The 26747-nt window shown below is 41.7% G+C and carries 23 protein-coding genes; 10 read left to right on the plus strand and 13 right to left on the minus strand.

Annotated elements, in window-relative coordinates; translation table 11 throughout:
- Positions 1–11: 11 nt before the first annotated feature.
- The 3 genes from B2746_RS06050 to B2746_RS06060 all read right to left on the minus strand — a co-directional run bounded on the left by B2746_RS06050 (position 12) and on the right by B2746_RS06060 (position 4853).
- Positions 12–1448: a DUF1501 domain-containing protein gene (locus B2746_RS06050; protein WP_290791958.1), complete on the minus strand. Its 1437-nt coding sequence runs from the start codon at positions 1446–1448 to the stop codon at positions 12–14.
- Positions 1449–1469: 21 nt separating this feature from the next.
- Positions 1470–3815 carry a DUF1549 domain-containing protein gene (locus B2746_RS06055; RefSeq protein ID WP_349680605.1) on the minus strand — a complete coding sequence of 782 codons (2346 nt, stop codon included), beginning with the start codon at positions 3813–3815 and terminating at the stop codon, positions 1470–1472.
- Between the two features lie 138 nt (positions 3816–3953).
- Positions 3954–4853, minus strand: coding sequence for a nucleotidyltransferase family protein (locus tag B2746_RS06060; protein WP_290791960.1), 900 nt, complete (start codon positions 4851–4853; stop codon positions 3954–3956).
- Between the two features lie 40 nt (positions 4854–4893).
- Here B2746_RS06060 and B2746_RS06065 point away from each other — a divergent pair, with 40 nt between their 5' ends.
- Together B2746_RS06065 and B2746_RS06070 are read left to right on the plus strand one after the other, a co-directional pair.
- A complete protein-coding gene (locus B2746_RS06065; RefSeq protein ID WP_290791961.1) occupies positions 4894–5793 on the plus strand; it encodes a 1-aminocyclopropane-1-carboxylate deaminase/D-cysteine desulfhydrase in 900 nt (299 codons plus the stop codon).
- Positions 5794–5832: 39 nt separating this feature from the next.
- Positions 5833–6732, plus strand: a complete 900-nt coding sequence (locus B2746_RS06070; RefSeq protein ID WP_290791962.1) for a hypothetical protein — start codon at positions 5833–5835, stop codon at positions 6730–6732.
- On the opposite strand, the gene lipB is transcribed toward B2746_RS06070, so the two are convergent.
- Positions 6716–7411, minus strand: a complete 696-nt coding sequence (gene lipB / locus B2746_RS06075; RefSeq protein ID WP_290791963.1) for a lipoyl(octanoyl) transferase LipB — start codon at positions 7409–7411, stop codon at positions 6716–6718. The two genes, B2746_RS06070 and lipB, sit on opposite strands and share 17 nt — an antisense overlap.
- 58 nt (positions 7412–7469) lie before the next feature.
- On the opposite strand from lipB, the gene B2746_RS06080 reads away from it, so the two are divergent.
- Complete coding sequence (locus tag B2746_RS06080) at positions 7470–8546, plus strand: RluA family pseudouridine synthase (protein ID WP_290791964.1); 1077 nt, start codon at positions 7470–7472, stop codon at positions 8544–8546.
- On the opposite strand, the gene B2746_RS06085 is transcribed toward B2746_RS06080, so the two are convergent.
- Genes B2746_RS06085 through B2746_RS06105 form a run of 5 tightly spaced genes read right to left on the minus strand, consistent with a single transcriptional unit; the run spans position 8526 to position 11941 of the window.
- A complete protein-coding gene (locus B2746_RS06085) occupies positions 8526–9461 on the minus strand; it encodes a hypothetical protein (protein ID WP_290791965.1) in 936 nt (311 codons plus the stop codon). The genes B2746_RS06080 and B2746_RS06085 overlap by 21 nt on opposite strands.
- Positions 9462–9482: 21 nt before the next feature.
- The gene (def, locus tag B2746_RS06090; RefSeq protein WP_290791966.1) at positions 9483–10061 is read right to left on the minus strand and encodes a peptide deformylase; all 579 of its coding nucleotides are present in this window, start codon (positions 10059–10061) and stop codon (positions 9483–9485) included.
- Positions 10062–10087: 26 nt separating this feature from the next.
- A complete protein-coding gene (gene ruvX, locus B2746_RS06095; protein ID WP_290791967.1) occupies positions 10088–10501 on the minus strand; it encodes a Holliday junction resolvase RuvX in 414 nt (137 codons plus the stop codon).
- Between the two features lie 18 nt (positions 10502–10519).
- Positions 10520–11407 (minus strand): UbiA-like polyprenyltransferase, encoded by an 888-nt coding sequence (locus B2746_RS06100; protein WP_290791968.1) that lies wholly within the window; start codon positions 11405–11407, stop codon positions 10520–10522.
- Positions 11408–11413: 6 nt separating this feature from the next.
- Positions 11414–11941, minus strand: a complete 528-nt coding sequence (locus tag B2746_RS06105; protein WP_290791969.1) for an RNA methyltransferase — start codon at positions 11939–11941, stop codon at positions 11414–11416.
- A gap of 91 nt (positions 11942–12032) precedes the next feature.
- Between B2746_RS06105 and mutS the strand changes: the two genes are divergently transcribed.
- The gene (mutS, locus tag B2746_RS06110; RefSeq protein WP_290791970.1) at positions 12033–14660 is read left to right on the plus strand and encodes a DNA mismatch repair protein MutS; all 2628 of its coding nucleotides are present in this window, start codon (positions 12033–12035) and stop codon (positions 14658–14660) included.
- 17 nt (positions 14661–14677) lie between these two features.
- On the plus strand, positions 14678–15721 hold the full coding sequence (locus B2746_RS06115; protein WP_290791971.1) for a glycerophosphodiester phosphodiesterase: 1044 nt from the start codon (positions 14678–14680) through the stop codon (positions 15719–15721).
- Here the strand turns inward: B2746_RS06115 and B2746_RS06120 are convergent.
- Positions 15693–16820: a cysteine desulfurase family protein gene (locus B2746_RS06120; RefSeq protein ID WP_290791972.1), complete on the minus strand. Its 1128-nt coding sequence runs from the start codon at positions 16818–16820 to the stop codon at positions 15693–15695. The genes B2746_RS06115 and B2746_RS06120 overlap by 29 nt on opposite strands.
- 85 nt (positions 16821–16905) lie before the next feature.
- Entirely contained in the window at positions 16906–18288 is a 1383-nt protein-coding gene (gene glmM, locus B2746_RS06125; protein ID WP_290791973.1) for a phosphoglucosamine mutase, read from the minus strand.
- A gap of 116 nt (positions 18289–18404) precedes the next feature.
- Here glmM and B2746_RS06130 point away from each other — a divergent pair, with 116 nt between their 5' ends.
- Positions 18405–19157, plus strand: coding sequence for a class I SAM-dependent methyltransferase (locus B2746_RS06130; RefSeq protein WP_290791974.1), 753 nt, complete (start codon positions 18405–18407; stop codon positions 19155–19157).
- On the opposite strand, the gene B2746_RS06135 is transcribed toward B2746_RS06130, so the two are convergent.
- The gene (locus B2746_RS06135; protein ID WP_290791975.1) at positions 19150–21150 is read right to left on the minus strand and encodes an LTA synthase family protein; all 2001 of its coding nucleotides are present in this window, start codon (positions 21148–21150) and stop codon (positions 19150–19152) included. The two genes, B2746_RS06130 and B2746_RS06135, sit on opposite strands and share 8 nt — an antisense overlap.
- A 79-nt stretch (positions 21151–21229) precedes the next feature.
- Between B2746_RS06135 and B2746_RS06140 the strand changes: the two genes are divergently transcribed.
- Positions 21230–21817: a phosphatase PAP2 family protein gene (locus B2746_RS06140; protein ID WP_290791976.1), complete on the plus strand. Its 588-nt coding sequence runs from the start codon at positions 21230–21232 to the stop codon at positions 21815–21817.
- Positions 21818–21827: 10 nt separating this feature from the next.
- A complete protein-coding gene (locus tag B2746_RS06145; protein WP_290791977.1) occupies positions 21828–23129 on the plus strand; it encodes a hemolysin family protein in 1302 nt (433 codons plus the stop codon).
- Here the strand turns inward: B2746_RS06145 and B2746_RS06150 are convergent.
- Positions 23126–23614, minus strand: a complete 489-nt coding sequence (locus B2746_RS06150) for a DUF6702 family protein (protein ID WP_290791978.1) — start codon at positions 23612–23614, stop codon at positions 23126–23128. The genes B2746_RS06145 and B2746_RS06150 overlap by 4 nt on opposite strands.
- A 58-nt stretch (positions 23615–23672) precedes the next feature.
- On the opposite strand from B2746_RS06150, the gene B2746_RS06155 reads away from it, so the two are divergent.
- Together B2746_RS06155 and B2746_RS06160 are read left to right on the plus strand one after the other, a co-directional pair.
- A complete protein-coding gene (locus B2746_RS06155) occupies positions 23673–24290 on the plus strand; it encodes a HupE/UreJ family protein (RefSeq protein ID WP_290791979.1) in 618 nt (205 codons plus the stop codon).
- Positions 24287–26656 carry a M1 family metallopeptidase gene (locus B2746_RS06160; protein WP_290791980.1) on the plus strand — a complete coding sequence of 790 codons (2370 nt, stop codon included), beginning with the start codon at positions 24287–24289 and terminating at the stop codon, positions 26654–26656. The genes B2746_RS06155 and B2746_RS06160 overlap by 4 nt, the downstream gene beginning before the upstream one ends.
- Positions 26657–26747: the final 91 nt, after the last annotated feature.

Raw genomic sequence — 26747 nt, forward strand, 5'->3', positions numbered from 1 at the left:
AGGTTAAAGATTCAGGCTTTTAAATTAAGTAAATCAAGGATTGCTTTTCCTTTTCCATCTGGTGTGGTATAAAATGGCCGTTGCTCAATTTCTACCTGGGTTTCTTCCGGAATTCCAAGACAATGATAGATTGTCTGATGCAATTGCTCTATGCGAACAGGGTTTTCAATTGTTTTACAGGGACGTTCATCTGCAGTTTTCCCATATACAAACCCTTTTTTAACGCCTCCTCCAAAAAGCAGCACAGAGCCGGCATCCGTAAAATGACGGTGCATTCCATAGAACTTCAAATCATGTAAAACATTCGGTTGATCTACCTGTTCCTGCACTTTAAATTCCGGTTTTCCTTCCACCATCATATCGCGACTAAATTCACTCGCAATAATTATAAGGGTTCGGTCAAGATGACCGGATTTTTCAAGATCAAGCACTAATTGTGCAATCGGAGCATCTATCATTTTCTTCATATCCACCATGCGGGTATGTCCGTTTTCATGTGTATCAAATCCCATGAAAGGTTCATATTCAGTGGTAACACTGATAAATCGGGCTCCTTTCTGTGTAAGACGTTTTGCCATCAGGCAACCAAGCCCAAACCGCCCGGTATTATAAATATCGTAGGATTCTTTTGGTTCCAGGCTAAGGTTAAATGCCTGCGCTTCCGGCGAATTTAGTAACCGATAAGATTGCTCCAGAGACCGTTGAAGTGATTCTTTCTGGTAATCACTTCCATATTCACCAATCGGACTACTTTTTATTAAGTCTTTGTACAGTTGATTTCTTTTTTCAAATCGTTTGGCATCCATACCAACAGGCGGACGAACAGCATCCAATCCGGCAGATGGGTCAGGGATCATAAAGGGACCAAATTCATTACCCAAAAATCCGGCTGTGTGAAATGCTTTCAATTCTTCTGCTTCCCCCACACTGAATCGTTGTCCAATATCGATAAATGCCGGTATTACCGGATTTTGTGGCCCTTTTAAATGAGCAATCCAGGCACCAAGGTGGGGAGCGGCAACAGTTTGAGGCGGTTCATAGCAGGTATGCCAATGATATTGATGACGGGCATGTAATATATGTCCCATATCAGCAGCAGTATAGGAACGGATCAGGGTGCCGCGATTCATAACCTGTCCAATTGATTCAAGCCCTTTTGAAAAATTGACTCCATCCAGAATGGTAGGAACAGAAGGAAATGTACTGAGCACCCTGTTGGCATCCATCCCCTTTTCAAAAGCAGTATAGGTTTTGGGGTCAAATGTTTCTGTATGCGCCATTCCTCCGGCCATCCAAAGCAGGATTACCGTATCTGCTGTGGAATGAGTTGCACTGGAACTGCTGCAACCGGCAAGAAAACTGGTAAAGGGTGCTCCTGCAGCCAGCGCAGCAAGTGTGGCACCGGAACTATTTTTCAAGAAGTTTCGACGATTCCATTTTTTGTTCATAAAATTCTACCAATTAACGGGTTAATAAATTAACTGGAATTCCGGATGCATGGCCATAACCCAGAGAAAATCCTGCACAGCCGAAGCGTCGGGTTTTGCTCCGAGCGCTTTTTTTGCAAGGTCTGTTTCGTCCGAAGTTGGATTTCTCCCCAGTGCTTTTTTATATACATCAGGAATCATTTCCGCAGGTAATTTATTTTTCCATTTCTCTGCTGCCCTTTTTACAGCTTCATGAAGGATGGTTCCATTGGTTAATTCCAATGCCTGAATAAGATTGGCCTGTGAACTTCGGCTGGTCGTGACCGTTTCTCTTGCCGGCCGTCCAAGGGCAATTAAAAAAGGATCATTTTTGACCAATGCAGCTCTGGCAAATGGCATATTCCAGCGAACAGAATCCGGTAACAGATTTGATACAATTACTGAATCAGGATAGAGTGGTTCAAAAACGGTGGCAATAGCATCTGCAAATTGCTCAGCTGTCATTCTTTTCCTGATCATTCCTTTAAACTTAAAATCCTTCGACAATAATAGTTCCGGTTCTTTTACAGTAACAGATGGAGCCTGATATGCCTGAGAAGTCAAAATTGTTACCAACAGTTTTTTAATATCATAGCCTGAAGTTACGAAATCATGTGCCAGCCAATCCAGCAGGTCCTGATTCCAGGGTTCATTATCCATTGCATCAACCGGCTCCACCAATCCGCGGCCAAATAATTGCGCCCAGATTCTGTTTACCAGGGTTCGGTAAAGTCTGCCATCCTCCGGCTGTACCAGTTTATCAGCCAGCTGTTCCAGCCGTTTATCTTTCGGCAATCCTTTATCGATTTCACCCAACTGAGGATATAGAATCCGGCTATCGGCCCATTTTCCGGTTGGCTGATCGCAGCGGGCAATCTGAAGTATGCTATCCGAGAAAAGATTAGCAAACGCATAGGAGTCTTCCAGTTTCCAATCACTGATAAAACTATCGTGACAGCTTGCACATTTAAGATTTAATCCCAGAAAAACCTGTGATACATTTTGTGCTGCCTGCATTTCGGTACTTTGGCTGGAATTTATGGTGCCTCTCCATTGGATTCCTTTTATAAAGCCTTGTGAGGAAGCACCCGGACTAATCAGTTCCCGAACAAATTCATTATATGGTTTATTGGTGTATAAGGAATTGTATAACCATTTCGTGATATCGTAACGCCCACCAGTAATATAACCGGTACCGGTATAATCATTTCTGAGCAAATCATTCCAGAAGCTGAGCCAGTGCTGACTATAGGCATGTTTATTATCAAGTAGCGACTGAATCAGTTTCAGCCTTTTGTCAGGATGCTTATCAGAAATAAATGAATCGATGGAAACGGGATTGGGCAATAAACCCACCAGATCCAGATATACCCGTTTCATGAAAATCCGATCTTCCACTGGTGCCGGCCATTGCTGCTTTGTTTTTTTAAAATAGGCCGTTATAATTCTGTCTACCGGATGACTATACCGCCCTTCTATAGGTGGAAGTTCGGGTAATCTTTGTGCCAGTTCAGCCACCCTGTACAAACTTTTAACCGGACCATCCGGCCAGGGTGCACCTTTATCTATCCAAAATTCCAGCAACTTTATTTCTTCAGCAGAAAGCCCCTTACCTTTTCCAGGCATGGCCTCTTTATGCGAGCGGGGAAGTTTGACACGACGTATAAGTTCGGATCCTGCAGCGTTTCCTGCAATAAGTACGGGTCCGTTTTCGCCTCCTGCAAAAACAAATTCTTTTTTGTCGAGTCGCAACTCTCCTTTCACCTTAGCAGCACCATGGCAGCTATAGCAATGATGAGCAAGGATACTTCGCACCTGAAAATTCAGTTCCTGTTCAGTAGTTTCGGTTAAGGGTCCCTGAAAGGATGCGAAATTAACTATGAGACCACCCGATTCTTCCTTCTTTATTTCATTACCGGGTAACACGCTTGTAAGGTAATCTTCTCCGTGAGTAAGCGCAGCTCCGAAATGTCCGGTAACCAATACACTAACCATCGAGCTGATTAGAAAAAATCTACCCATCCCTGGTTTAGAGCTATAATAGAAGCCTGTAGCTACACTACCTAAAACCAGCGTAGCGATGCCTACCCATTGATGAATAGGAAGAATGGAACTGCCATAGGATGCTGAATTGATTAAAAATAAGCCGGCAATTACAGAAAGGATCGCACTAACAGAAGCTACCATCAAAATCAGGCGAATAGCAGATTGAAAGGAACTATCTTTTTTTCTCCAGCTGATCAGATCCAGCAGAAAAGCCATACAGATCAAACCTATAGGAAAATGGACAAGCATAGGATGCAGCCTGCCCAAAAAGGACCATAACCAAAAAACAGATTCTTCTCTCATTACAAAGCAATCAATTGATAGGGGAACTTAATAAGGGAAAATCAATCAACTGTCCTGCTCTGTCCTACTGATAGATTTTCCCTTATTGATATAGTGCCTGAACTAATCGGCCTGTAATGAAAAAACGGTTCCCGAAACTTATTTCCAGAGATTATCGGGATATTCTCCTGCCGCAACAAGTGCATCCAGACTGGCCTGAACACTTGGTGCATCTTCTTTATAGGTTACACCAAACCAGTTGGAACTTGTCTGAATTACCGGAATCACACCTTTTCCCGATTTAATAAAGTCATCCGCTACTATAGGAATAAAGAATTCAGCCTTGGGTTCTTCGTAGTGTTGTTTAACAAAGGCGTCAAACATTTCCTGACTGATGGTGAAAACGGAAGGATGGAAACACCAGAAATTCATGGACACGCTTGAATCCAGCGGGAGTTCAGCAGGTGTCTGGTTATCATCACATACTATTTTACCTTCTTTCATGGAAATATTCAGGCGCTCTGCAATGGATTCCAGGTTGCCAGCTCCATCTACCCTGCAGACACCACGGTTAACGGTACCATGATCACTGAGTGTCTTTAATAATTCATACCCAATGATTGCATATTTAGACGGACTGCAAGCTGTGGTTAGAAAATTGTATGCTTTTACAAATGCGTCCTGTCCGTAGAAATCATCGGCGTTAATTACGGCAAAGGGCTCCTGAACGGCAGTTTTTGCGCAAAGAACGGCATGAGCAGTTCCCCATGGTTTGGTTCTCCCTTCAGGAACGGAAACACCGGGAAGAAAGGCATCCAGGCTCTGGAAAACATAATCCACGGCTACTTTACCATCGAGCTTAGAACCAAAAACCTCTTTAAAGTCAGTTTCAAACTCTTTTCTTATAATGAATACAACTTTGCCAAACCCTGCCCGGATTGCATCAAATATGGAATATTCCATAATAGTTTCTCCACTAGGACCAAAAGATTGTATCTGTTTTAAACTTCCATAGCGGGATGCCATTCCTGCGGCCAGAATTACTAAGGTTGGTTTCATTCTTCTATTTTTGTTTCGGGCACGAATATAAAACATCATAATGACTTTATCCATTGATACCGACCTCATTACAATTGATAAAATCCAGTTGTCGCCGAAGCAATCGATTGAAACCGATATGCTTCGGCTCGACAAAATTCATCCGCAAATCAGTGGAAATAAGTGGTTTAAGTTGAAGTATTACCTGGAAATGGCAAAACAGGCGCATAAAACAGGACTTCTTACATTGGGTGGCCCCTGGTCCAATCATTTATTGGCGGTAGCAGCTGCAGCACAAATCAATGGTTTGGAAAGTATTGGAATTATAAGAGGGGAAAAACCGCATACCCCCGGAAGTACTTTACAAGAGATATCAGAACTGGGCATGCAGTTGAAGTTTATCAACAGGAGTATCTATAAAGAGCGGGATGCATTACTATCTTCCCTACAGAAACAGCACCCTGATTTCTTGCTGATCAATGAGGGCGGACAGGGAGAGCCGGGAATATTAGGTGCTGGAGAAATTCTAAAATTTGTACAGGATCTGGAAAAATACACCCATATTCTAGTGGCGGTAGGCACCGGAACTATGCTTGCCGGTTTGGCTCTGGCATCAATATCAAACCAACAAATAGTAGGAATAAGCAGCCTTAAAGGGGAAGAAAGGATAGCAGCAGGTATACTGGAAAAATTCCCTTCCCTACAGAATCGAATAAAGGTGCTTAATCAATATCATTTTGGCGGATATGCCCGACACAATCCTACCTTGCTTGCCTTTATGAATCAGTTTTATGCAGCAACCCAAATACCTACTGATTTTGTTTATACAGGGAAACTATGTTATGCATGGCATGAATTATGTACAACAGACTATTTTCCCAAAGATTCAAAAATATTGTTAATTCATAGTGGAGGATTACAGGGAAATCGCTCAATTGATCCTGATAATTTGATCTTTTAATTGTACAGAAAGCATACTGACTATCTTATATTTGTTGCGATGATGAATCAACACCGCTTTTTTTTCCGGCTTTGTCCGATCCTGTTTTTTTTATTCCTTTCTCACGCCGGAATCGCGCAGGATACCCTGCCCTCTTTTTCGGCAGAAATAAAGGCAAAAAATAAGATTCTCGTAAGTTGGACAAATCCTTATGGAACTAAAATAAAGCAGTTAAGCATTCAGCGATCAAGGGATAGTACGAAATTATTCAAGACAATCATAAGCATCCCTGATCCAACAGTGCTTAAGAATGGATTCCTTGATCAAAATTTGCCCGATACCAATTTTTATTACCGTATCTATATTATGCTGGATGGTGGAGAATATAGTTTTAGTCTGTCAAAAATGGCTAAATCCATCCCGGCGGCTCCCAAACCCAGACTTTTGGTGCAGCAACCCAAACCACCCGTAGAAACTGCTCCAGTTAAAAAACCGGAGCCGGTTCCAGATGAAAAACCCCGAATTCCACAACCTGAACCGGAAAAATACCTCATCATCAAACGGGGTGATGAAATCGTGGGGGAATTAAATGATCGTTTCATTCAACGATTCAGGGATTCGATCAGTATGAAAACTAAGGATACCATAACAATGTCAAGCCGGGACACCATTGTTATCAGACCCTTCAGACCCAAAGAAGTATTTGGTTTATCCAGGTATATTTTTATAGATAAAGCCGGTTTAATCCATGTTGAACTGCCCTGGTATGCCAGAAGAAAATACCTGGTGAAGTTTTTTGAAGAGGACCTTAGTCCCTTATTCGAAATCAAAGAAATCAGAGATGCTACCCTCTTACTTGATAAAGCCAATTTCATGAAAGCCGGCTGGTACTATTTTGAAATCTTCGAAGATGGAAAATTACTTGAGAAGAACAGGGTTTTTGTCAGTCGTGATTTTTAAGTTCCTGTAATTCAAAAACCTCCTGAAATTCACGAATCAGTACTTTTTTCACTTCATCCATATCAATCTTACGTTGAAGTTCAAGTTCAAGAGAACTAACTGATTTTTGATGGATTCCGCAAGGGATAATATTGTCAAAATAGGTCAGATCAGTATTTACATTGAATGCAAAACCATGCATGGTTATCCATCTGCTACAGCGAACGCCCATGGCACAGATTTTCCGTTCCTTTCCCGGAATTGCGGGATCCACCCAAACACCTGTTTCTCCTGGCGAACGCTCCCCTTTCAAACCATAAAAAGCCATGGTCCGAATGATTACTTCCTCCAGATTTCGCAGGTATTTTCCGATATCGGTATATATCTTTTCCAAATCCAGGATGGGATAACCAACCAATTGCCCGGGTCCATGAAAAGTAATATCTCCCCCCCTGTTAGTTTTGAAAAATTCAATACCCATTTTTTCTCTGGTTTCCTCATCAATCAGAACATGTTCCATTAAACCACTTTTACCCAGCGTGTAAACAGGAGCGTGTTCTACCAGCAATAAATGATGACGTGTATTTTCAGGCTCGCCACCGGCTTTTTTTGCAAGATTCCATTGCAGCAGGTTTTCCTGAATTTCCCATGCGGGCTGATAATTCATTCGTCCCAGATCTTGTAGGTGCAGATTTTGCATTTTGCAAATTTACGACCGACTGGCCGGGGATTTGTATTTTTGCAAAAATTTGGTAAAAATGGTATCGGATCAGGTGGAAGATGAATTGGACGATCAGGAAGAAGGCTCCGAAGAGCTGTATGAGCAGCACAGCTTTCGGATTGATGGTGGACAGGAACCACTGAGGATAGATAAATTTCTGGTTGCCCGGATTGAACATGCCACCCGAAACAAAGTGCAGAAGGCAATTGATGCGGGCAGGGTGCTGGTCAATGGTAAAACAACGCAGTCAAACTATAAAATCCGGCCTGCTGATGAAATCGTTGTGTATTCCCACTATGAAAAAAGAGGCGAAAAAATTGAGCCGCAGGAAATGCCGATTCCAATTGAGTATGAAGACTCCGATATCCTGATTATTAATAAACCAGCAGGTTTGGTTGTACACCCTGGTTCCGGTAATCCGGATGGAACCTTAGTGAATGGAATTGCCTGGTATTTGCAACAGCAAAATCCGGGAATTACGGAAGAAAATCTGCCCAGGTTTGGATTGGTTCATCGGATCGATAAAAATACCAGTGGTTTGATGGTAATGGCAAAAACTGATCTGGCGGTAACTTCGCTGGCTAAACAGTTTTTTAACCACACAGTTTACAGAAGATATATTGCCCTGGTTTGGGGTGACCCCACTGAAGATGAAGGAACCATAGTAGCACATATTGGCAGGCATAAACGTTTCAGGAAATTATACGATGCTTATCCCGAAGGGGATTATGGTAAAGATGCCATCACCCATTATACCGTTTTGGAAAGATTCGGTTATGTTTCCCTGATAGAATGCCGGTTGGAAACAGGCCGTACCCACCAGATCAGGGTTCATATGCAGCATATCGGGCACCCTTTGTTCAACGACGATTTCTATGGGGGCAACCGAATTGTTAAGGGTACTGTTTATACCAAATACAAACAGTTTATTGATAATTGTTTTGCACTCTGCCCAAGACATGCACTACATGCAAAAAGTATAGGTTTTTTGCATCCAACATCTGGAAAGGAAATGCGTTTTGATTCTGAATTACCTGCTGACATGGATCAACTTATTGAAAAATGGAGAAGATATGTAAAAGCAAAGGGAGATTTATTTACTGAATCCAAATAGTGTGGCTGTGAAAATACCTCGTTCCCTTTTTTTTAGTGCCACTTTCCAGTTTCCTGTATAACGCAAGAGTGAAGGCACCAGCAGTTCACCCAAACTGGTCATTTCAACATCCATCTGAACATCAAAATCATAAACCCCTGCCCGGTAACTAAGATCATATCGTCGCGCCATTATGCGCATATCTGTAGGATTGAACCAGGTTTCCACCTTATTGATAACGATGTCATTTTGACTGGAGGGTGGAAGATCGGGTAAGGCTGCAATTCTAAAAACATAGCAGTTTTCACCTTTATAATTTTCCATATCCAGCACATATTCATAGAGTGCTGACATTGGCTCTTCGTAGATATTTATCTTATCTCCGATAAAAGGAATTCCCGGGATTTTTCTTCCGGGATTAAAGAACAGCATTTTCAGTTGCTCTTTATGTTTTTCCAGTCCACGTTTATTTTTCAGATTTAATTCTGCCTGGGAAACAGAATTATTTTCACCACAAATTTTTCCATCAGTGAAAAACAGACCGGCATACATTTCCATGGTGGTATAATTCCATTCGCCGTGCTTATCCTTCATTTTGCCACTGGTTTTCTCCTCGCGAACGGTCATTTCCCTGCAGCCATTTTGATATTTCTGCTCCGTTTTACTTTCAAGCGAAGCTTCCACACTCCCCTTTTTATCCAGCATGCGAACATCATTCAATGCCGTATAATTTAACTCATGCAGGTTTTTAAACGCTCTGTAAAAACTGGTATCCAGCTGTATCCTTTTAATAAAACCAGGTACGTCCATATTGGACAACACCACTACTTCCTTCAGGGTAATAATTTTATCCCCTACTTTGAGCAAGGAGTCCTGTGCCTGCACTTGGATGGAAAGCAACATAATTACCCATAGGATACGGTGCCCTGTTTTCATAGGATAAATCTGTCTGGCTGGTTATTTGGGAAAAAGCATACGATAATCCACCCTGATTTTTCCTTTGGAAATATCATCGAGTTTTCTTTTCAGAAGGGTGCGCTTCAATGGTTTGATATGATCAATAAAAAGTTTCCCTTCTATATGGTCGTATTCATGCAGAATTACTCTGGCGGTGATGCCGGTGAAGGTTTTTTCCTGTGGTTCAAAAGCATCATTCAGGTAAGTTATCGTAACAGCTGTTTTTCTGGAAACATCCTCGCGCACTTTAGGAATACTCAGACAGCCTTCATTATACAACCATTCCTGACCATCCAGCTGTTTGATCTTTGCATTAATGAAAACTTCCCGAATACCTTCATCTCCCGGATAGTCTTCCTTTTCATCGTCCTCGAGGTTATTGATAATTTGTAAACTGTCCACTACGAACAGTCGAATGGATTTATTGATTTGCGGTGCAGCAAGGCCAACTCCATTACTATTGTACATGGTTTCCCACATATCAGCAAGGAGTTGCTCCAGACCTGGATAATTTTTATCAATTTCTTTAGCTGTTTCCCTCAAAACAGGATGGCCATAGGCCACTATTGGTAATATCATGATTCTTAGAAGCTTAGCGGGCAAAGTTACATAATCCGGCCCAACCATTCCTGTAATAAGATGGTAGCAGCGATTTCATCCACCAGTGCTTTATTTCTCCTGGCCTTTTTTTTGAGCCCCGATTGCAGCATGGTTTGTTTAGCCATTACAGAAGTATAACGTTCATCCACTTTTTCCAGCGGGATAAGAGGAAAGTTTTTTTGGATTTCTTTTACTGCAGCAGCAACCAGTGGAGTAGCATGTGTATCCGTATCATCCCAATTCTTGGGTTCGCCGATAATGATCCGTTCAACCTCCTCGGTTGCCATATATTTTTTCAGGAAGGGTATCAATTCTTTGGAGGGGATAGTAGTAAGACCGGTTGCAATGATTTGGAAGGGATCCGTTACCGCGATACCGGTTCTTTTTCCGCCATAATCAATGGCCATTATTCTTGGCATGAAATGAATTTAAGCAGTTTATCGAACTAATAAGTCTGCAATAACGAATAGTGCAAAAACAACACTGGCAATCCCATTAGCAGTCATAAATGCCAGGTTCACCCGGGTTAAATCAGTTGGTTTTATAATAGAGTGCTGATACACCAGCATTCCTGTAAAAACGATCACCCCGGCCCAATACCACCAGCCAAAATGGCCGTGAATACCGGCAAGCACAACGCTGGTTGCACTCAGCAGGTGCAATAGTTCTGAAATCCATAACGCCTTTTGTTTACCCAAAGAGGCCGGAATGGAATGCAATTGTTGCGACCGGTCAAATTCTTCATCCTGTAATGCATAAATGATATCAAAACCACTTACCCAGAAAATAACTGCAAATGAAAAGAGGACCGGAAGCCAGTCAAATTCGCCGGTTACAGCGAGGTAGGCTCCTATTGGAGCAAGGGAAAGTCCGAGTCCCAATACCAGGTGGCAAAGTGCGGTAAAGCGCTTGGTAAAGCTATAACCCAATACCACCAATAAAGCGATCGGGGAAAGATAAAAACAAAGCCGGTTTATAAAGAACGTAGTGGTTATAAACAGAAGGGCATTGGCTATGGTAAACCAAAGGGCTTTATCTGCGCTGATAATACCAGCCGGAATTTCACGAATTGCGGTCCTGGGATTTTTTGCATCAAAATGACGATCAAGATACCGGTTGAAGGCCATGGCTGCAGATCTGGCGAACACCATGCAAAGGATAACCAGTATAAATTTTAAGAGCACCAGTCGATAATCCTGTGTCAGAAGGCCAAAATATCCAGTAGATCCGGTGGCAGCCAGGAAAAATCCGATCATCGCAAAGGGCATTGCGAAGATGGTATGGCTAAATTTGATCAGACTCAGGTAATTTTTTATGGTAGACATAACTGCTTAAATTTTTTGCCGAACCAATTCCCATAATACAATACCCGCAGCAATGGAAACATTGAGCGAGTGTTTCATTCCAAATTGCGGGATTTCAATACAACCGTTGCATAATGGTAGCACTTCAGCGTCAACACCGGTCACTTCATTTCCGAAAACCAGTGCAATTTTTTCATCCGGATCCGTACTCAGACGGTTTAGCAAAAAGCTATCCGTTACCTGTTCCACCGCATATATGCCATATGCTTTAGTTCGAAGCGCTTCCACAGCTTCCAGGGTGGTGGGAAAATAGGACCAGTTTACGGAATCTGTTGCTCCCAGGGCTGTTTTATTGATATCCCGGTGAGGAGGTTGGGGGGTATACCCGCAGAGATAAATGGCTTCAATCAAAAAAGCGTCGGCCGTACGAAATACACTTCCCACATTATGCATACTTCTAATATTATCAAGTACAACGATGATGGGAATTTTGTCTGACTGCCTGAATTCCTCTACCGATTTCCTACCCAACTCATCCATGCTCAATTTTCGCATGGTGCAAATATACAACCTTTGATTCCCAACTTTTCCCCACCGTGTTTTCACCCGAATGGGTTTGTATATGAAGGCGTTATATTTGCTGGCTATGTCTAAATCCAGTGCAGATACTCCGCTGATGCAGCAGCATAAAGCGATCAAACAACGTTATCCGGACGCCGTTTTACTGTTTCGGGTGGGTGATTTTTATGAAACCTTCGGACAGGATGCCATTATCTCCTCTCAGGTATTGGGAATTACTCTTACGAAACGCAACAATGGATCGGCATCCTCTTCAGAGTTGGCTGGTTTTCCCCATCATGCGTTGGATACCTATCTGCATAAGCTGGTTAAAGCAGGCTATCGGGTGGCCATCTGCGATCAGTTGGAAGATCCCAAACAGGCAAAGGGAATTGTGAAAAGAGGCGTAACAGAAATGGTTACTCCGGGTACCACCACCAATGAAAAACTTTTGGAACATCATTCCAATAATTTTCTGGGAGCCTTGTATTTTGCCGATGATGATTTATTTGGTATCGCTTTTCTGGATATTTCTACGGGTGAATTTTTTCTTGCACAGGGAGACAGGGAATATGCTGACAAATTACTCCAAAGCTTTCAACCGGCTGAAGTCCTTTTCCAGCGAAACCGCCAAAAGAGCTTTAAAGAATATTTTGGTGCAAAATTTTATACCTATACACTGGATGAATGGATTTTCCAGGATGTATATGCGCAGGAAACCCTGCTTAAACATTTCCAAACCCATTCCCTGAAAGGATTTGGTGTGGAAGAGTTATCACTCGGATTGGTAGCTGCCGGGGCTGTGCTGCATTATCTGCGGGATACCGAGCATCCCAACCTGCAGCATATTTCTTCCATGCAGCGCATTGATCGGGAAGATTTTCTCTGGATGGATCGTTTCACCATTCGGAATCTGGAATTACTGGGCGGACCTAACAGCGATGCACATTCGCTATTAAAAGTATTGGATCAGACAGTTTCGCCTATGGGAGCCCGACTCTTAAAAAGATGGCTGGTATTTCCTTTGAAAGACCTGACGAAAATTAATGAGCGGCTAGGATTGGTAGAACATTTTATAACCCAGGTGGAGGAGCGCAATAAAACCAGTCATCATATCCGGCTATGCGGGGATGTAGAACGTTTGGTAAGTAAAATACCATTGAAAAAAATCGGCCCCAGGGAGCTCATCCATCTGGCCAAGGGGCTGCAGCAGGTAAAGGAAATTCAGGCATACTCAACAGGTTCTACCAATGAATACCTGCGTCGACTTTCCAATGCGTTAAATCCCTGTACCTATATAGCAGAAAAAATTCTGAAAGAACTGATGGAGAACCCCGCTCCTACAACTGCTAAGGGTAACTATATAGCAGCGGGAGTAAATGAAGAGTTGGATGATTTGCGCGCAATTGCTACCACAGGAAAAGAATACCTGGTCCGTCTGCAACAGGAGGAAGCTGCCAAAACCGGGATTCCCTCACTAAAAATCGGATTTAATAATGTGTTTGGTTATTATCTAGAAGTAACGAACACGCATAAAAATAAGGTTCCGGACAGCTGGACAAGAAAACAAACCCTTACCAATGCGGAGCGATATATTACGCCGGAATTAAAAGAGTATGAAGAAAAAATAACCGGAGCGGAGGATAAAATCCTTGCACTGGAATTCGCGTTATTCGAATCCCTGCTGAACGAATTGCAGGATTTCCTCTCTCCGATTCAGACCAATGGAAATATTCTGGCGATACTCGATTGCTTGATTTGTTTTGCATCCAATGCGGTCCATTTTGGTTATAAAAAACCTGTTATTACAGACCAGGAAGATCTTTTTATTGAAGCGGGCCGTCATCCTGTAATTGAACGTTTCCTCAATCCGGGTGAACAATATGTATCCAATGATCTGACATTGAATAAAACGGATCAGCAAATTATTATACTTACCGGTCCCAATATGTCGGGTAAAAGTGCATTGCTAAGACAAGTAGCAATTATTACCCTTATGGCACATATGGGAAGTTTTGTACCGGCAAATCAGGCAAAGCTACCATTGACAGATAAAATATTCACGCGTGTTGGGGCTTCTGATAACCTGAGTGGAGGAGAATCCACATTTATGGTGGAGATGAATGAAACTGCCAGCATTCTGAATAATGTTACCCATCGCAGCCTGATCTTACTGGATGAAATAGGAAGGGGTACTTCTACCTATGATGGAATATCCATTGCCTGGAGTATGGTGGAGCATCTGCACCAGATTGCTCAGCAACCGCTGACACTGTTTGCAACCCATTACCATGAATTGAACGAATTGGAAAACAACCTGACCAGGGTTCGGAATTTCCATATCACTAATAAGGAAGTCGGCAATAAAATTATTTTTCTTAGAAAACTGGCACCGGGTGGAAGCACCCATAGTTTTGGTATTCATGTTGCCAGAATGGCGGGTATGCCTTCCTCCCTGATCAGGAGAGCCAATGAAATTCTGGAACAACTGGAAACCCAATCTATTCAGACAATAGACAGTAAGGATCCTTCAGTTGCTTCCCTAAACGAAAAAGTGAAAGAAATAGGTGGACCCAAAATGCAATTATCCATTTTTGATGTTCATACACAAACATTTGAGAGTATCCGAAAAACGCTGGATGGATTGGACATCAACCGGCTCACCCCGGTTGAAGCCTTATTAAAATTGCAGGAAATCAAAAACATGATCCGTTGATTAATTAACTTGCCATAATGAAAACGGGCATTATAATATTGGTAACATTTTTTTCGGCTATGATAGTAACAGCACAATCGGTTCAGACCGGGCTTGCAGGATTATCCAATTACCGGTATGCTGGAAAAGCAACTATCGGTGAATTAATAAATGGCCGCTATGAGAATGTACGGGTAACTGGTTCTTCTGACTTTTTTTTCTGGAAGAATAATCAATTGGTGCTCACCAAAAAAGGACAGCAGGAAATAAAAAGCAGGAACGAATTGATGGTTGAGTTGGATTTTCTTCGAAATGGACAAAAAGAACAAAAGAAATTCAGGATACTAAATAATAGATTTCATAAAAACCAGGTAATTGCTCACCGAGGTGCATGGAAAAAACTGGCAACTACGGAAAATTCATTGGCAGCATTGGCACAGGCGGTAAAATTGGGTTGTGCCGGATCTGAATTTGATGTTCACTATACGAAAGATGATAGTCTGATCATAAATCATGACGCACATTTTAATGGAAAAGCAATTGAAGATTTCAGGTATGCGGAACTGGCTGTTGATCTGCTAAGTAATGGGGAAGTATTACCAACTCTGCGCGCTTACCTGCTATCGGGCATGAATCAATACGGAACTCAATTAATTGTAGAAATCAAACCTACAGATAAAGGCCCGGAAAGGGCGGCCAGCCGAGCCCGTAAGACAGTTGAACTGGTACATGAGTTGGGTGCACAGGCCTGGGTAAGTTATATTAGTTTTGACTATTCGATATTGCTGGAAGTAAAAAAAATGGACCCTGCTGCTCATGTGCAATTTTTGTCAGGCAATAAATCTCCTGATGAATTATTGAAAGATGGTATTACCGGACTTGATTATCATTTATCCGTTTTTCAGAAAAACGAAAACTGGATAAAACAGGCAAAGATGAATAAGATGATGCTTAATGTATGGACAGTGAACGATGAGAAAAACCTTCGTTACTTCCTGGCACATCAGTTTCCAATGATTACCACCAACGAACCTGAATTATTGTTTGAATTGATCAAAGCATCCCCTTCAGCTTCCCAATAACCAGATCAATTTCTTCTCTGGTATTATGTTTTGAAAAGGAGAACCGAACGGCTACTTTATTCGGATCCTGATTGAATGCTCTGATAACATGAGACCCAAGGTCCGCACCACTTGTACAGGCACTTCCGCCTGAAGCGCAAATACCGCTGATATCAAGGTTAAAAAGAAGCATTTCAGACTTTTCTGTTTTTGGAAATGCAATATTCAGAACAGTATACAAACTAGTTCCATAACAATCACCATTAAGTGACGTGCCTGGAATATCTGCAAGCACCTTCTCTGCCATATATTTCTTTAATCCACCGATATAAGCACTATCCTTTTCATAATTCTCCATTGCCAGTTCTAATGCTTTGGCAAATCCTACAATCCCATATAGATTTTCAGTTCCTGCGCGCATATTTCTTTCCTGAGATCCGCCATGAAGAAAAGGTTGAATCTGAACATTTTCATTAACATATAAAATACCGACCCCTTTTGGTCCATGAAACTTATGTCCGGCTCCGGTGATAAAATGTACCGGAGTATTTCTAAGATCAAACGGATAATGTCCTACAGTCTGAACAGTATCGGAATGGAAAATAGCGTTAAATTCCTTACAGAATTCTCCTACTTTGTTGATATCTGTCAGGTTTCCAATTTCATTGTTGGCATGCATCAGGGTAACCAGCGATTTTCCGGAAAGTTTTGCCAGATTTTCTCTCAAATCATCATAATCTATATGTCCGTTTGAATCCACTTTTACCCAATTCACCGAAATTCCACGGGTTTTCTGCAGAAATTCAACCGTATGGAGGGTGGCATGATGTTCCAAAGGAGAACTGATTATATGGGTGCAGCCAAGATCCTGAACGGCGGCCAGAATAGCAGTATTACTACTTTCAGTTCCACCAGAAGTGAAAAATATTTCTGCCGGGTGTGCACCCAGTAATTTAGCAACAACTTTACGTGCAGATTCAATAGCCAGCCGGCTTTCCCGCCCATAGGAATAAATGGAAGATGGATTTCCAAATTTATTGGTCAGATAGGGCATCATGGCTTCCAGAACGATTGGGTCCAGAGCGGTAGTTGCTGCATTGTCAAAATAGATTCGTTGCACTTGGGTAATTTGAGCGATAAAAAAAGCTCGCCTGTTCAGCGAGCCGCAAATTTCCAAAATATTTCTGATATCTCCTTCCTAAGCTTTATTGGATGAACTCTTTAATATCCTGCATTAGTCGAAGGGCTATATTATTTGCAGTTGTTTCGAAATTGCTTTCCGCATAAATCCGGATTATTGGCTCCGTATTCGATGTTCTTAAGTGGACCCAGTCAGTTTCAAATTCAATTTTCAATCCGTCTTCCGTATTGATGGGCTGTTTTTTATATTTTTTTTCAATTTTATCGAAAATGTCCTTCACGTTTACGCCTTTTTCCAGTTCAATTTTGTTTTTTGAAATGAAATAATCCGGATATCTGGTACGGAATGATTTGATTCCGTTTTTATGCTGTGCCAATGCGCTGAGAAACAGACCAACTCCAATAAGTGCATCTCTGCCATAATGGAAATCCGGTACGATAATGCCACCATTTCCTTCACCACCGATTACCGCCTTCACTTCTTTCATTTTCTTAACCACATTAACTTCACCTACAGCTGAAGGGAAGTATTCACCGCCGTGTTGCAGTGTAATCTCTTTTAATGCCTTGGTTGAAGACATATTGGAAACCGTATTGCCTTTACGCTTAGAAAGTACATAATCCGATACTGCCACCAGGGTAAACTCCTCTCCAAACATGCTTCCATCTTCACAAACAAAACAGAGGCGGTCCACATCCGGATCAACTGCAATACCAAGTGAAGCGCCTTGTTTTTTCACTTCAGCACTTAGTCCGACCAGGTTTTCAGGCAATGGTTCCGGATTATGGGCAAACCGGCCATTCACCTCGCCATTCAGAACAATGACATCCTCTACGCCGAGCGCTTTCAAGAGCATTGGGATAGCAAATGCGCCGCTCGAATTGACGGCATCCACCACTACCTTAAATTGCTTATTCGCAATTGCTTCCCTGTTTACCAGAGGATAGTCTAATACTGCCTGAACATGCTTTTCGAGATAGGCAGTATTGGCCGTGATGGTGCCGAGTTTATCGACCGGGGAGAATTGGAAAGCTTCTTTTGCCGCCAGTTCAAGTACCAGTGCTCCTGTCTCAGCAGAAATAAACTCCCCTTCACTATTTAAAAGCTTTAATGCATTCCATTCTTTGGGATTATGACTGGCAGTTAAAATTATTCCCCCATCTGCTTTTTCCCAAACAACGGCCATTTCCACCGTAGGAGTTGTGCTCAAACCAAGATCAACGACCTGAATCCCCAATCCAACCAGGGTTTGTGATACCAGTTGACTCACCATTTCACCAGAGATACGACCGTCCCGGCCTATCACAACTTTTGGTGTTTTATTTTTTTCAATTAAAACGCTGCCATAGGCAGCCGCAAAACGAACAATATCAAGAGGTGTCAAATTTTCAGTTGGGTGCCCGCCGATTGTTCCCCTTATGCCGGATATACTTTTTATCAATGCCACAGTTCAAAGGTTTATAGGGTCAAAAATAAGCGATTCTGCCATGCGGTGAGCAGTCTAATTATTGAAGATTTATCAAAATTTGCGCCCCGGCGATTACATTTGATAAAAATATTCAAATGTCAACGGGAGATTGGTTTGAAAACTGGTTCAATTCACCCTATTACCATTTATTATATCATCGGCGCAATGAAGCAGAAGCGGATGATTTTGTTCGTCGCCTTATTCAATATTTACATCCTCCCTCCGGATCGAGAATGCTCGATATTGCTTGTGGAAAAGGAAGACATGCACAGGTGATTGCTGCTCTTGGTTACGAAGTTACCGGAATTGATCTGGCTCCTGCAAGCATAGAGGAAGCCCAAAAATACGCCCATGATCAGCTTCATTTTTATTTACACGACATGCGTCTTCCATTCTGGGTGAATTATTTTGATTATGCCTTTAATTTTTTTACAAGTTTCGGCTATTTCAAAACGGAGAGAGAGAATTATAATGTGATCCGAACCATTGCCCAATCTTTAAAACAGGGCGGCATTTTTATTATCGATTATTTGAATGTTCATTTTACAGAAGACAATCTTATTCATACACACCAGGAAGTGGTAAACGGGATAGAATTTTACATTACCAAATGGTTCGATGAAACCCATTTTTACAAAAAAATAGAAATAATGGATTCAACCTTTCCTGAACCATTGATATATACTGAAAAGGTTACCAAATTTTCTTTGGGCGATATGACAGACATGCTTGCCTTTCATGACTTACAAATTCAGGAAGTATATGGTGATTATAATTTCGGGCATTATCATGTGAAAAACTCACCCAGAATGATTATTATGGCAAAAAAGTTTTTCCCGCCTACCTAACTCCAGTTTTTTTATTATTTAACAGCATATACCTGGCTGTTTCAAAATAGGCTTTGGACCACCACTCATACCAGTTTTTATCTGGCAAAGAACCAGTTTGCTTCGCAGAGAAATCAGCCCATTCCAATGAATTAATCCCTCCCTGGAGAGACCTGCTATAATAATACTGATTGTATAGAATTCCGCGGTTTTTATTGTTGATATCGAGGATAAATGCCCTGCTAAGTCTTCCTTCTCCGTTAAAATGCATGCTGGCCAGATCACGCCCTAAACTTGTATTCCGATAGGGAATATTAGCTATACCTGCAATCGTTGGAAGAACATCTACCTGAGAAGAAATATCATGCACTCTTTTTACAGGTATTTTTCCAGGGGCATAAAACAAAAGCGGAACATGATTGGAAGAGAGTGAATTTTTTGTCCAGGAATCTGGAAAAAGCGATCCTGCATTACCAGCAATACCATGATCTCCGATAAATACAAAAAGTGTATTATTAAAATAAGCAGATTTTTTTGCCTTTTCAATGAACGTTTTAAAGCAGTAATCGGTATATCGGAAAGCGTTTAATTCCTCATTTGATTCAAATCCGTATTTGCGAAGACTATCGAGTGGAAAATCAACAATACCCAGTGCCTCCCTGTCTTCCTCCGGAATTGTATAGGGGCGATGATTATCCGCTGTTTGAATGATTGCAAAAAATGGATGTTTTTCTTTTTGTAAAACTTTGTCTGCTTCAAGGAAAAGGTGTTTATCACTGATACCCCAAACATCAATGCGAGGTACTTCATAATCATCTTCCTCAAAAATGGTCAATCCACTTATATTATTGTTCAGGATTCCACGGATGTTTGCCCAGCTTGTACTACCTCCGATAAAATAGAATTTAGTATGGTCTTTAAAATCATTTATAATGGTATGCTGATCTACCATCATAGGATTTCTACTTGCCGTTTTAACCAGTTCAACATCCGGAACACCTGTAATAGTTGCCCATACGCCTCTGGCGGTTGCGATGGTTGGTGTAAAGCAATTATCAAAAAACAATCCTTCCCGACATAGCTGATCAAAATAAGGAGTTGTATTTAACGGACTTCCCCACATCGAACTTTTATAACCGCTGAAACTTTCGCAGATTACCAGCACAATATTGGGCGTTGAACTACCCGACCAGTTTGCAATGGTATCGGGTTGCATATCCCTTCGGAAATTCAATTTCACACTGTCTTTTTCATCAACACCCAGCCAGTCTGCCATTTCGGAATAACTATTACGAACGGTTTTTATATCATAGGAAGAAGTTCGGAAACTAAAAGAGCTGAAAAAAGATTGGACAGGATTCAATGCAATATTGGCTTTAAAGTCGGAGCCCAGGTTAAATGCATCACTCCATCTTAATGGATACTGGCCTATTCTTCCAAATATACCAATACCCCAAATCAGAAAAAGTAAAACTGGGAGCAACCAGGAATACGGCTTTACCGGTCGATAATTTTCGACCCTGCTCCATTTAAAGGTTCGCCGGATACTTAGCACCATCAACCAGGTGAGAAAAATAACAGCCAGTAAAAGTCGAATTACAGGATAGGTTTGCCATACCATACTGGCGGAAATTCCCGCATCCTGCAGAAAACCGAGCGCACTGGCATTCAATCGCTGATTAAGATACCTGAAGTGAAGAAAATCAATAATATAAAAAATAATTAATAAAAGAAATACCACCCCAAGAATCCAGGTCCAGGCTTTTTTTGCTCTTTCCTTCTTGAAAGGATTTAATGCAGAAATATTACCAAAAACAAATAAGAGCAATCCAATCAGTGCAACAATTCTGAAATCATATCGAAACCCTAGCCAAAAAGTAGGAAATACAGAACTATCCCCGGATTCAGGAACAGCAAATACCATCCAGGTGAACAGTCTTGCCAATGACATGGTTACAAGCAGAAACAAACTAATAAGTAAGATCCATCGTAGTATGGGGGAAATCCTGAACATGCGCGCGAATTTCGTAATAATTTAAACATCCCGGCTTTATTATTGCTAACTACCTATTTTTGTGTAAGTTGTAATAAATATGGAATTTTTTAACCGGGTGATTGAAATGGACAAAAAGATTTTTGTTCAGATAAACAGCCATTGGCATCATCCCCTACTGGATTTTATTTTCCAGCATATCCGTGAAACTTATTTCTGGATACCTCTCTATCTGTTTTTCTTTGTTCTGGCTATCCAGAATTTAGGTAAAAAAGGCTGGTGGTGGGTACTTTTTGCTATTTGTACTATTGCGTTAACTGATCAGATAAGCAGCAACCTCATAAAAAACAATATAATACGCATCAGGCCCTGCCGGGATCCCGAGATTATGGACCAGGTTCGTTTTTTTGTACGCTATTGTCCACGTAGCAGCAGTTTCACCTCTTCCCATGCCACCAATCATTTTGGTTTTGCCGGATTTGTTGCTTTATCCTTAAGGCCTTTGCTTGGACCATGGGTAAATATTCTCTTTCTGTTTGCGGCCCTAGTATCATTTGCCCAGGTATATGTAGGCGTACACTATCCACTGGACGTAATAGCTGGCGGATTGCTTGGCGCCATGCTGGGTTATGGAATGAGTAGTATCTTCAATAAAAATATTGGCCTTCCGAAACCGGAGGCTATCTGAACTTCAAAACATGCTTGAGATCTTTATAATATTAGGTTTAATTCTTTTAAATGGTATTTTTTCAATGGCGGAAATCGCGCTGGTTTCCGCGAGGAAAGCAAGACTCGAATCTCAGTCGCAAAGAGGTGACCTGAGGGCGAAAGAGGCGCTGGCCCTGGCCAATCATCCTGACACTTTTTTATCTACGGTGCAAATTGGGATTACACTAATTGGTATCCTGACTGGTATTTTTTCCGGTGAAACACTTACCACCGACACAGCAGATTTTTTTCGTCAGTTTCCAGCCATCAGCCAGTATGCCAATGGAATTGCCACCGCAATTGTTGTAATAATTCTTACCTATTTCAGCATGGTTTTGGGTGAATTATTACCAAAAAGAATTGGTCTGTCCAATCCTGAAAAAATTGCCAAACTGGTAGCCGGACCAATGCGAATCATTAGTATGGTCACACACCCTTTCATCTGGTTACTGAGCAAATCAACCAACCTTTTAAGCCGGTTATTAGGTGTTAAGCCCAATGACTCTCAGGTAACGGAAGAAGAAATCAAAGCCATCATCAGCGAAGGAACCGAGCAGGGTACCATAGAGGAAGCAGAGCAGGAAATAATTGAACGGGTATTTCATCTTGGCGACAGAAATATTACATCCCTGATGACCCACCGGAGTGATATTATCTGGTTCGACATCAATGACAATGAACAGTCCATCAAGGAAAAAATCATCAAGGAACCACATTCCATCTATCCTATATGCAATGAAGACATCGACGATATAAAGGGGGTTGTATCGATAAAGGACCTATACATTACAAATGACCTTACTTTGTTTAAGCATATCATGAAGCCGGCCATGTTTGTTCCTGAAAACAATACTGCTTACCGCGTTTTGGAAAAATTCAAGGAGACTCAATTACATTCCTGTTTTATTGTGGATGAGTATGGTTCTGTACTTGGAATGATAACATTAAATGATATCCTGGAAGCAATTGTTGGTGATTTACCGCAGCCGGATATAGAAGATTATGAAATCATCAAGCGGGATGATGGAAGCTATCTGGTTGACGCCCAGATTCCTTTTTATGATTTCTTATCCAGATTTGAAATGACCGACTGGATGAATGAAGGTGAACAGGAGTTCAACACACTGGCCGGATTTATTCTTCACAAACTGGAAAGAATCCCTCATACCGGGGACACATTGGAATGGAAAGGGTTCCGATTTGAAATAATCGATATGGATTCTCTTCGGATTGATAAAATAATGGTTACCATTTCGCAGGATATAAGGGAAGGAATGGATGATGAAGACTAGAAACTGGCGGAAAACTGCCTTTCCGGAAACATTATTTTGCCACTTTTCCGCAGGTTATTCGCATTCAGGTGAATCAGGTGAATCTGTTGATTCAGTACATTATATAAAAGTGTATTGGTAAGTTCCATTTTCTGAACAAAACCAATCCCTTTTACCTGCACATAACACCAGGCGGCTTCCCGTTCTTTTTCATATCCGACAAATTCCAACTGAACCGGTTTGCCATCCACTTTCAATTTAAAATTATTTTGAATATATTGAAATACCCATGTTTCAGTTTGTTTGGGATCTTTCGGATTACTTAGATCAACAGCAGTTTTGTATTGGTCAGTGAGTCCGCGTTCAAAATCATCAATAAATAGTTTTATACTGATCTCCAGCGTTTTTTCGGGTTGATTATGTTGAACTTCCGTGACACCAACATAAAAAGGGTGCATCCAGCTGAGCCAGGAAACAAGTACCCACTTAAACAAAATTGCCGCCATTAAACATTTTTATTTTTTCAGCACAAAACTCTGGTTTATTTTGGTAGCCTACTAATTTATGCAAGATTTTAACCTTTACTTCGGGTTGGGCGTAGAACATATCCTAACCTGGGATGCACTGGATCATATTTTATTTGTAACGGCCCTCTGTTTAAGGTATCGGTTTGCAGACTGGAAAAAAGTGGCGATAATGGTGACTGCTTTTACCATAGGGCACAGTGCTACTCTTGTTTTGAGCGTTTTGGGTTATGTGTCGGTTTCTGTACCCTGGATTGAATTCCTGATTGCGTTGACGATTGCCGGAACCGCCATGAATAATTTGTTTTTCAAGGGGGGGAATACGCAGAAAAAACTGCCAGTTATTTATTTCTTTGCGCTCTTCTTCGGTATGATACATGGACTGGCTTATGCCAATCTGCTGCTGGATCTGGAAGGTGGAGAGAACCTGACAAGTCATCTACTGGCCTTTAATCTGGGAATCGAGGTAGCGCAACTCCTTGTAGTTGCGGTTGTATTGGCACTAACCTTTATTTTTGTAGAGAAGCTGAAATTGCCCCAGATCTGGTGGATAAGAATATGGTCGATCCTTATTCTGGTATTTACATTAAAAATCGCCTGGGAGCGAATTCCCGAATTAAAAAAAGAAACACAAACAGCAATAATAACAAAGCAATGAGAAAACTCCTATTTGCATGTCTGGGACTTATGTCGGGAACGGCAATGGCCCAAAACATTCAAAACAATCCGGGTTCCAACCATGGGAATAAATTTGAGCAGTTGGGAACCATTCTGCCTACACCAAATGAGTATCGTACTGCCAGTGGAGCGCCAGGTCCAAAATACTGGCAACAACGGGCAGATTATGATATTAAATGTGAGCTGGATGAAGAAAAACTGCGTCTGACCGGCTCGGAAACTATTACCTATTTTAATAATTCTCCGGATGAGTTAACCTATCTCTGGTTTCAGCTGGATGAAAATGAGCATAGTTCAGACCGTAATGCCAATTACCAGGATGCTTCCAGTATGGGCAAGCAGGCAGTGGATATTCAGATTGACCGGCTTACTCCTGAAAAAACGGATGGCGGCGTGAACATCCTAAAACTGACTGATGCACTCGGAAAGCCAATGAAGTACACGGTTAATAAAACCATGATGCGCGTTGATCTGCCAACCGTATTAAAACCCGGACAAAAAATCGTTCTTAAAATCGACTGGAACTATAAAATCACCGACCGCATGAAAGAAGGTGGTCGTGGCGGTTATGAGTTTTTTCCGGAAGATGGCAATCATCTTTTCACGATAACACAATGGTATCCCCGGCTTTGTGTATACAGTGATTTTCAGGGCTGGCAGAACCACCAGTTTACCGGAAGAGGTGAATTTGCTCTCACTTTTGGAAACTACAAAGTTCAGATGACTGTTCCTGCAGACCATATGGTAGGATCAACCGGCGAATGTTTAAACTATGCACAGGTTTTGACTCCGACTCAAATGGCTCGTTACCAAAAAGCCCAGTCGGCCAAAGATGTAATTGAAATAGTGACCCTGGAAGAAGCTAAAAAGGCAGAAAAGTCCAAAAGCAAAACAAAGAAAACCTGGGTTTACAAAGCAGACAATGTGCGTGATTTTGCCTGGACTTCAAGTCGCAAGTTTGTGTGGGATGCCATGCCGGCAATGGTAGAAGGTAAAAAAGTAATGTGTATGAGTTTCTATGGTAAAGAGGCCTATGGCTTATACCGTCCTTATTCTACCAAAGCAGTTGCACATACAATCAAATCCTATTCAAAATTCTCTATCCCCTACCCTTACCCTGTTGCTCAGAGTGTGGAAGCATCCAACGGTATGGAATACCCAATGATCTGTTTCAACTATGGACGTACAGCGCCGGATGGCACTTATAGTGAAAGCACCAAGTATGGTATGCTGGGCGTAATTATTCACGAAGTTGGGCATAACTTCTTCCCGATGATTGTGAACAGCGATGAGCGTCAGTGGAGCTGGATGGATGAAGGGTTAAATACCTTTGTGGAATACCTGACCGAAGAATTATGGGATAATAAATTCCCCAGCCGTCGTGGTCCGGCTGTAGGAATTGTTGATTATATGAAGCTTCCAAAAGATCAGCTGGAGCCAATTATGACCAATAGCGAAAACATCATCCAGTTTGGCCCTAACGCTTATTCCAAGCCCGCAACTGGTTTGAATATTCTCCGCGAAACTATCATGGGGCGTGAGTTGTTTGATTATGCATTTAAAGAATATTCCCGTCGCTGGGCATTCAAACATCCTACACCTGCTGATTTATTCCGCACCATGGAAGATGCGAGTGGAGAAGATCTGGATTGGTTCTGGAGAGGCTGGTTCTACAGTACGGAAGCAACCGATATTGCCATTGATACCGTAAAATACCTGACGCCGGAATTTGCAGATTTACCAGCACAGGCTACAGGAACACGTAAAATCAAACTGGCAAAACCTCAGGTGAATGAGTTTGAGGATATCAGCAAAATCAGAAACAGGGAAGATAAGAGTATTGTTTTTGAAGTGGATCGTGACACGACCCTTCGTGATTTTTACTGGAGATATGCAAGAGGAATTGAGAAATATGATACCACCAGTTATGAAGTTCCTTCCAACGTAAATGTGGAGAAAGCGGATGCAGAAATCCAGTCAAAATATGGCAACAAACATATTTATGAAATTGCTTTTGCTAACAAAGGCGGACTTGTAATGCCTGTAATAGTTGAGTTCACCTATGAAGATGGCAGCAAGGAAGTGGATCGGATTCCTGCCCAGATCTGGAGAAAGAATGAGAACAAGGTAACTAAAGTATATGTGAAGGATAAAAAAGTGAAATCCATTCAGCTTGATCCGATGAAGGAAACGGCTGATATCAATGAAGGAAATAACACCTGGGGTAGCATCGCCGCACCAAGCAAATTCCAGCTTTACAAAATGAAGCAGGCTGCACGCGGCCAAAGCACCGGAATTACACCAATGCAAAAAGCACAGGAAAATAAAGAGAAGAAAGGCTTTTAGGAAGTGGGAAGTGGAGTGAAAAGTGAAAGGGAGCAAGCCTAAAAAATAGAGCTTTCATTAATAAAAAATAACCCGCGAAGTTCGCGGGTTA

It is taken from the genome of Flavihumibacter sp. UBA7668 (assembly GCF_002483205.1).
GTDB lineage: Bacteria > Bacteroidota > Bacteroidia > Chitinophagales > Chitinophagaceae > Flavihumibacter.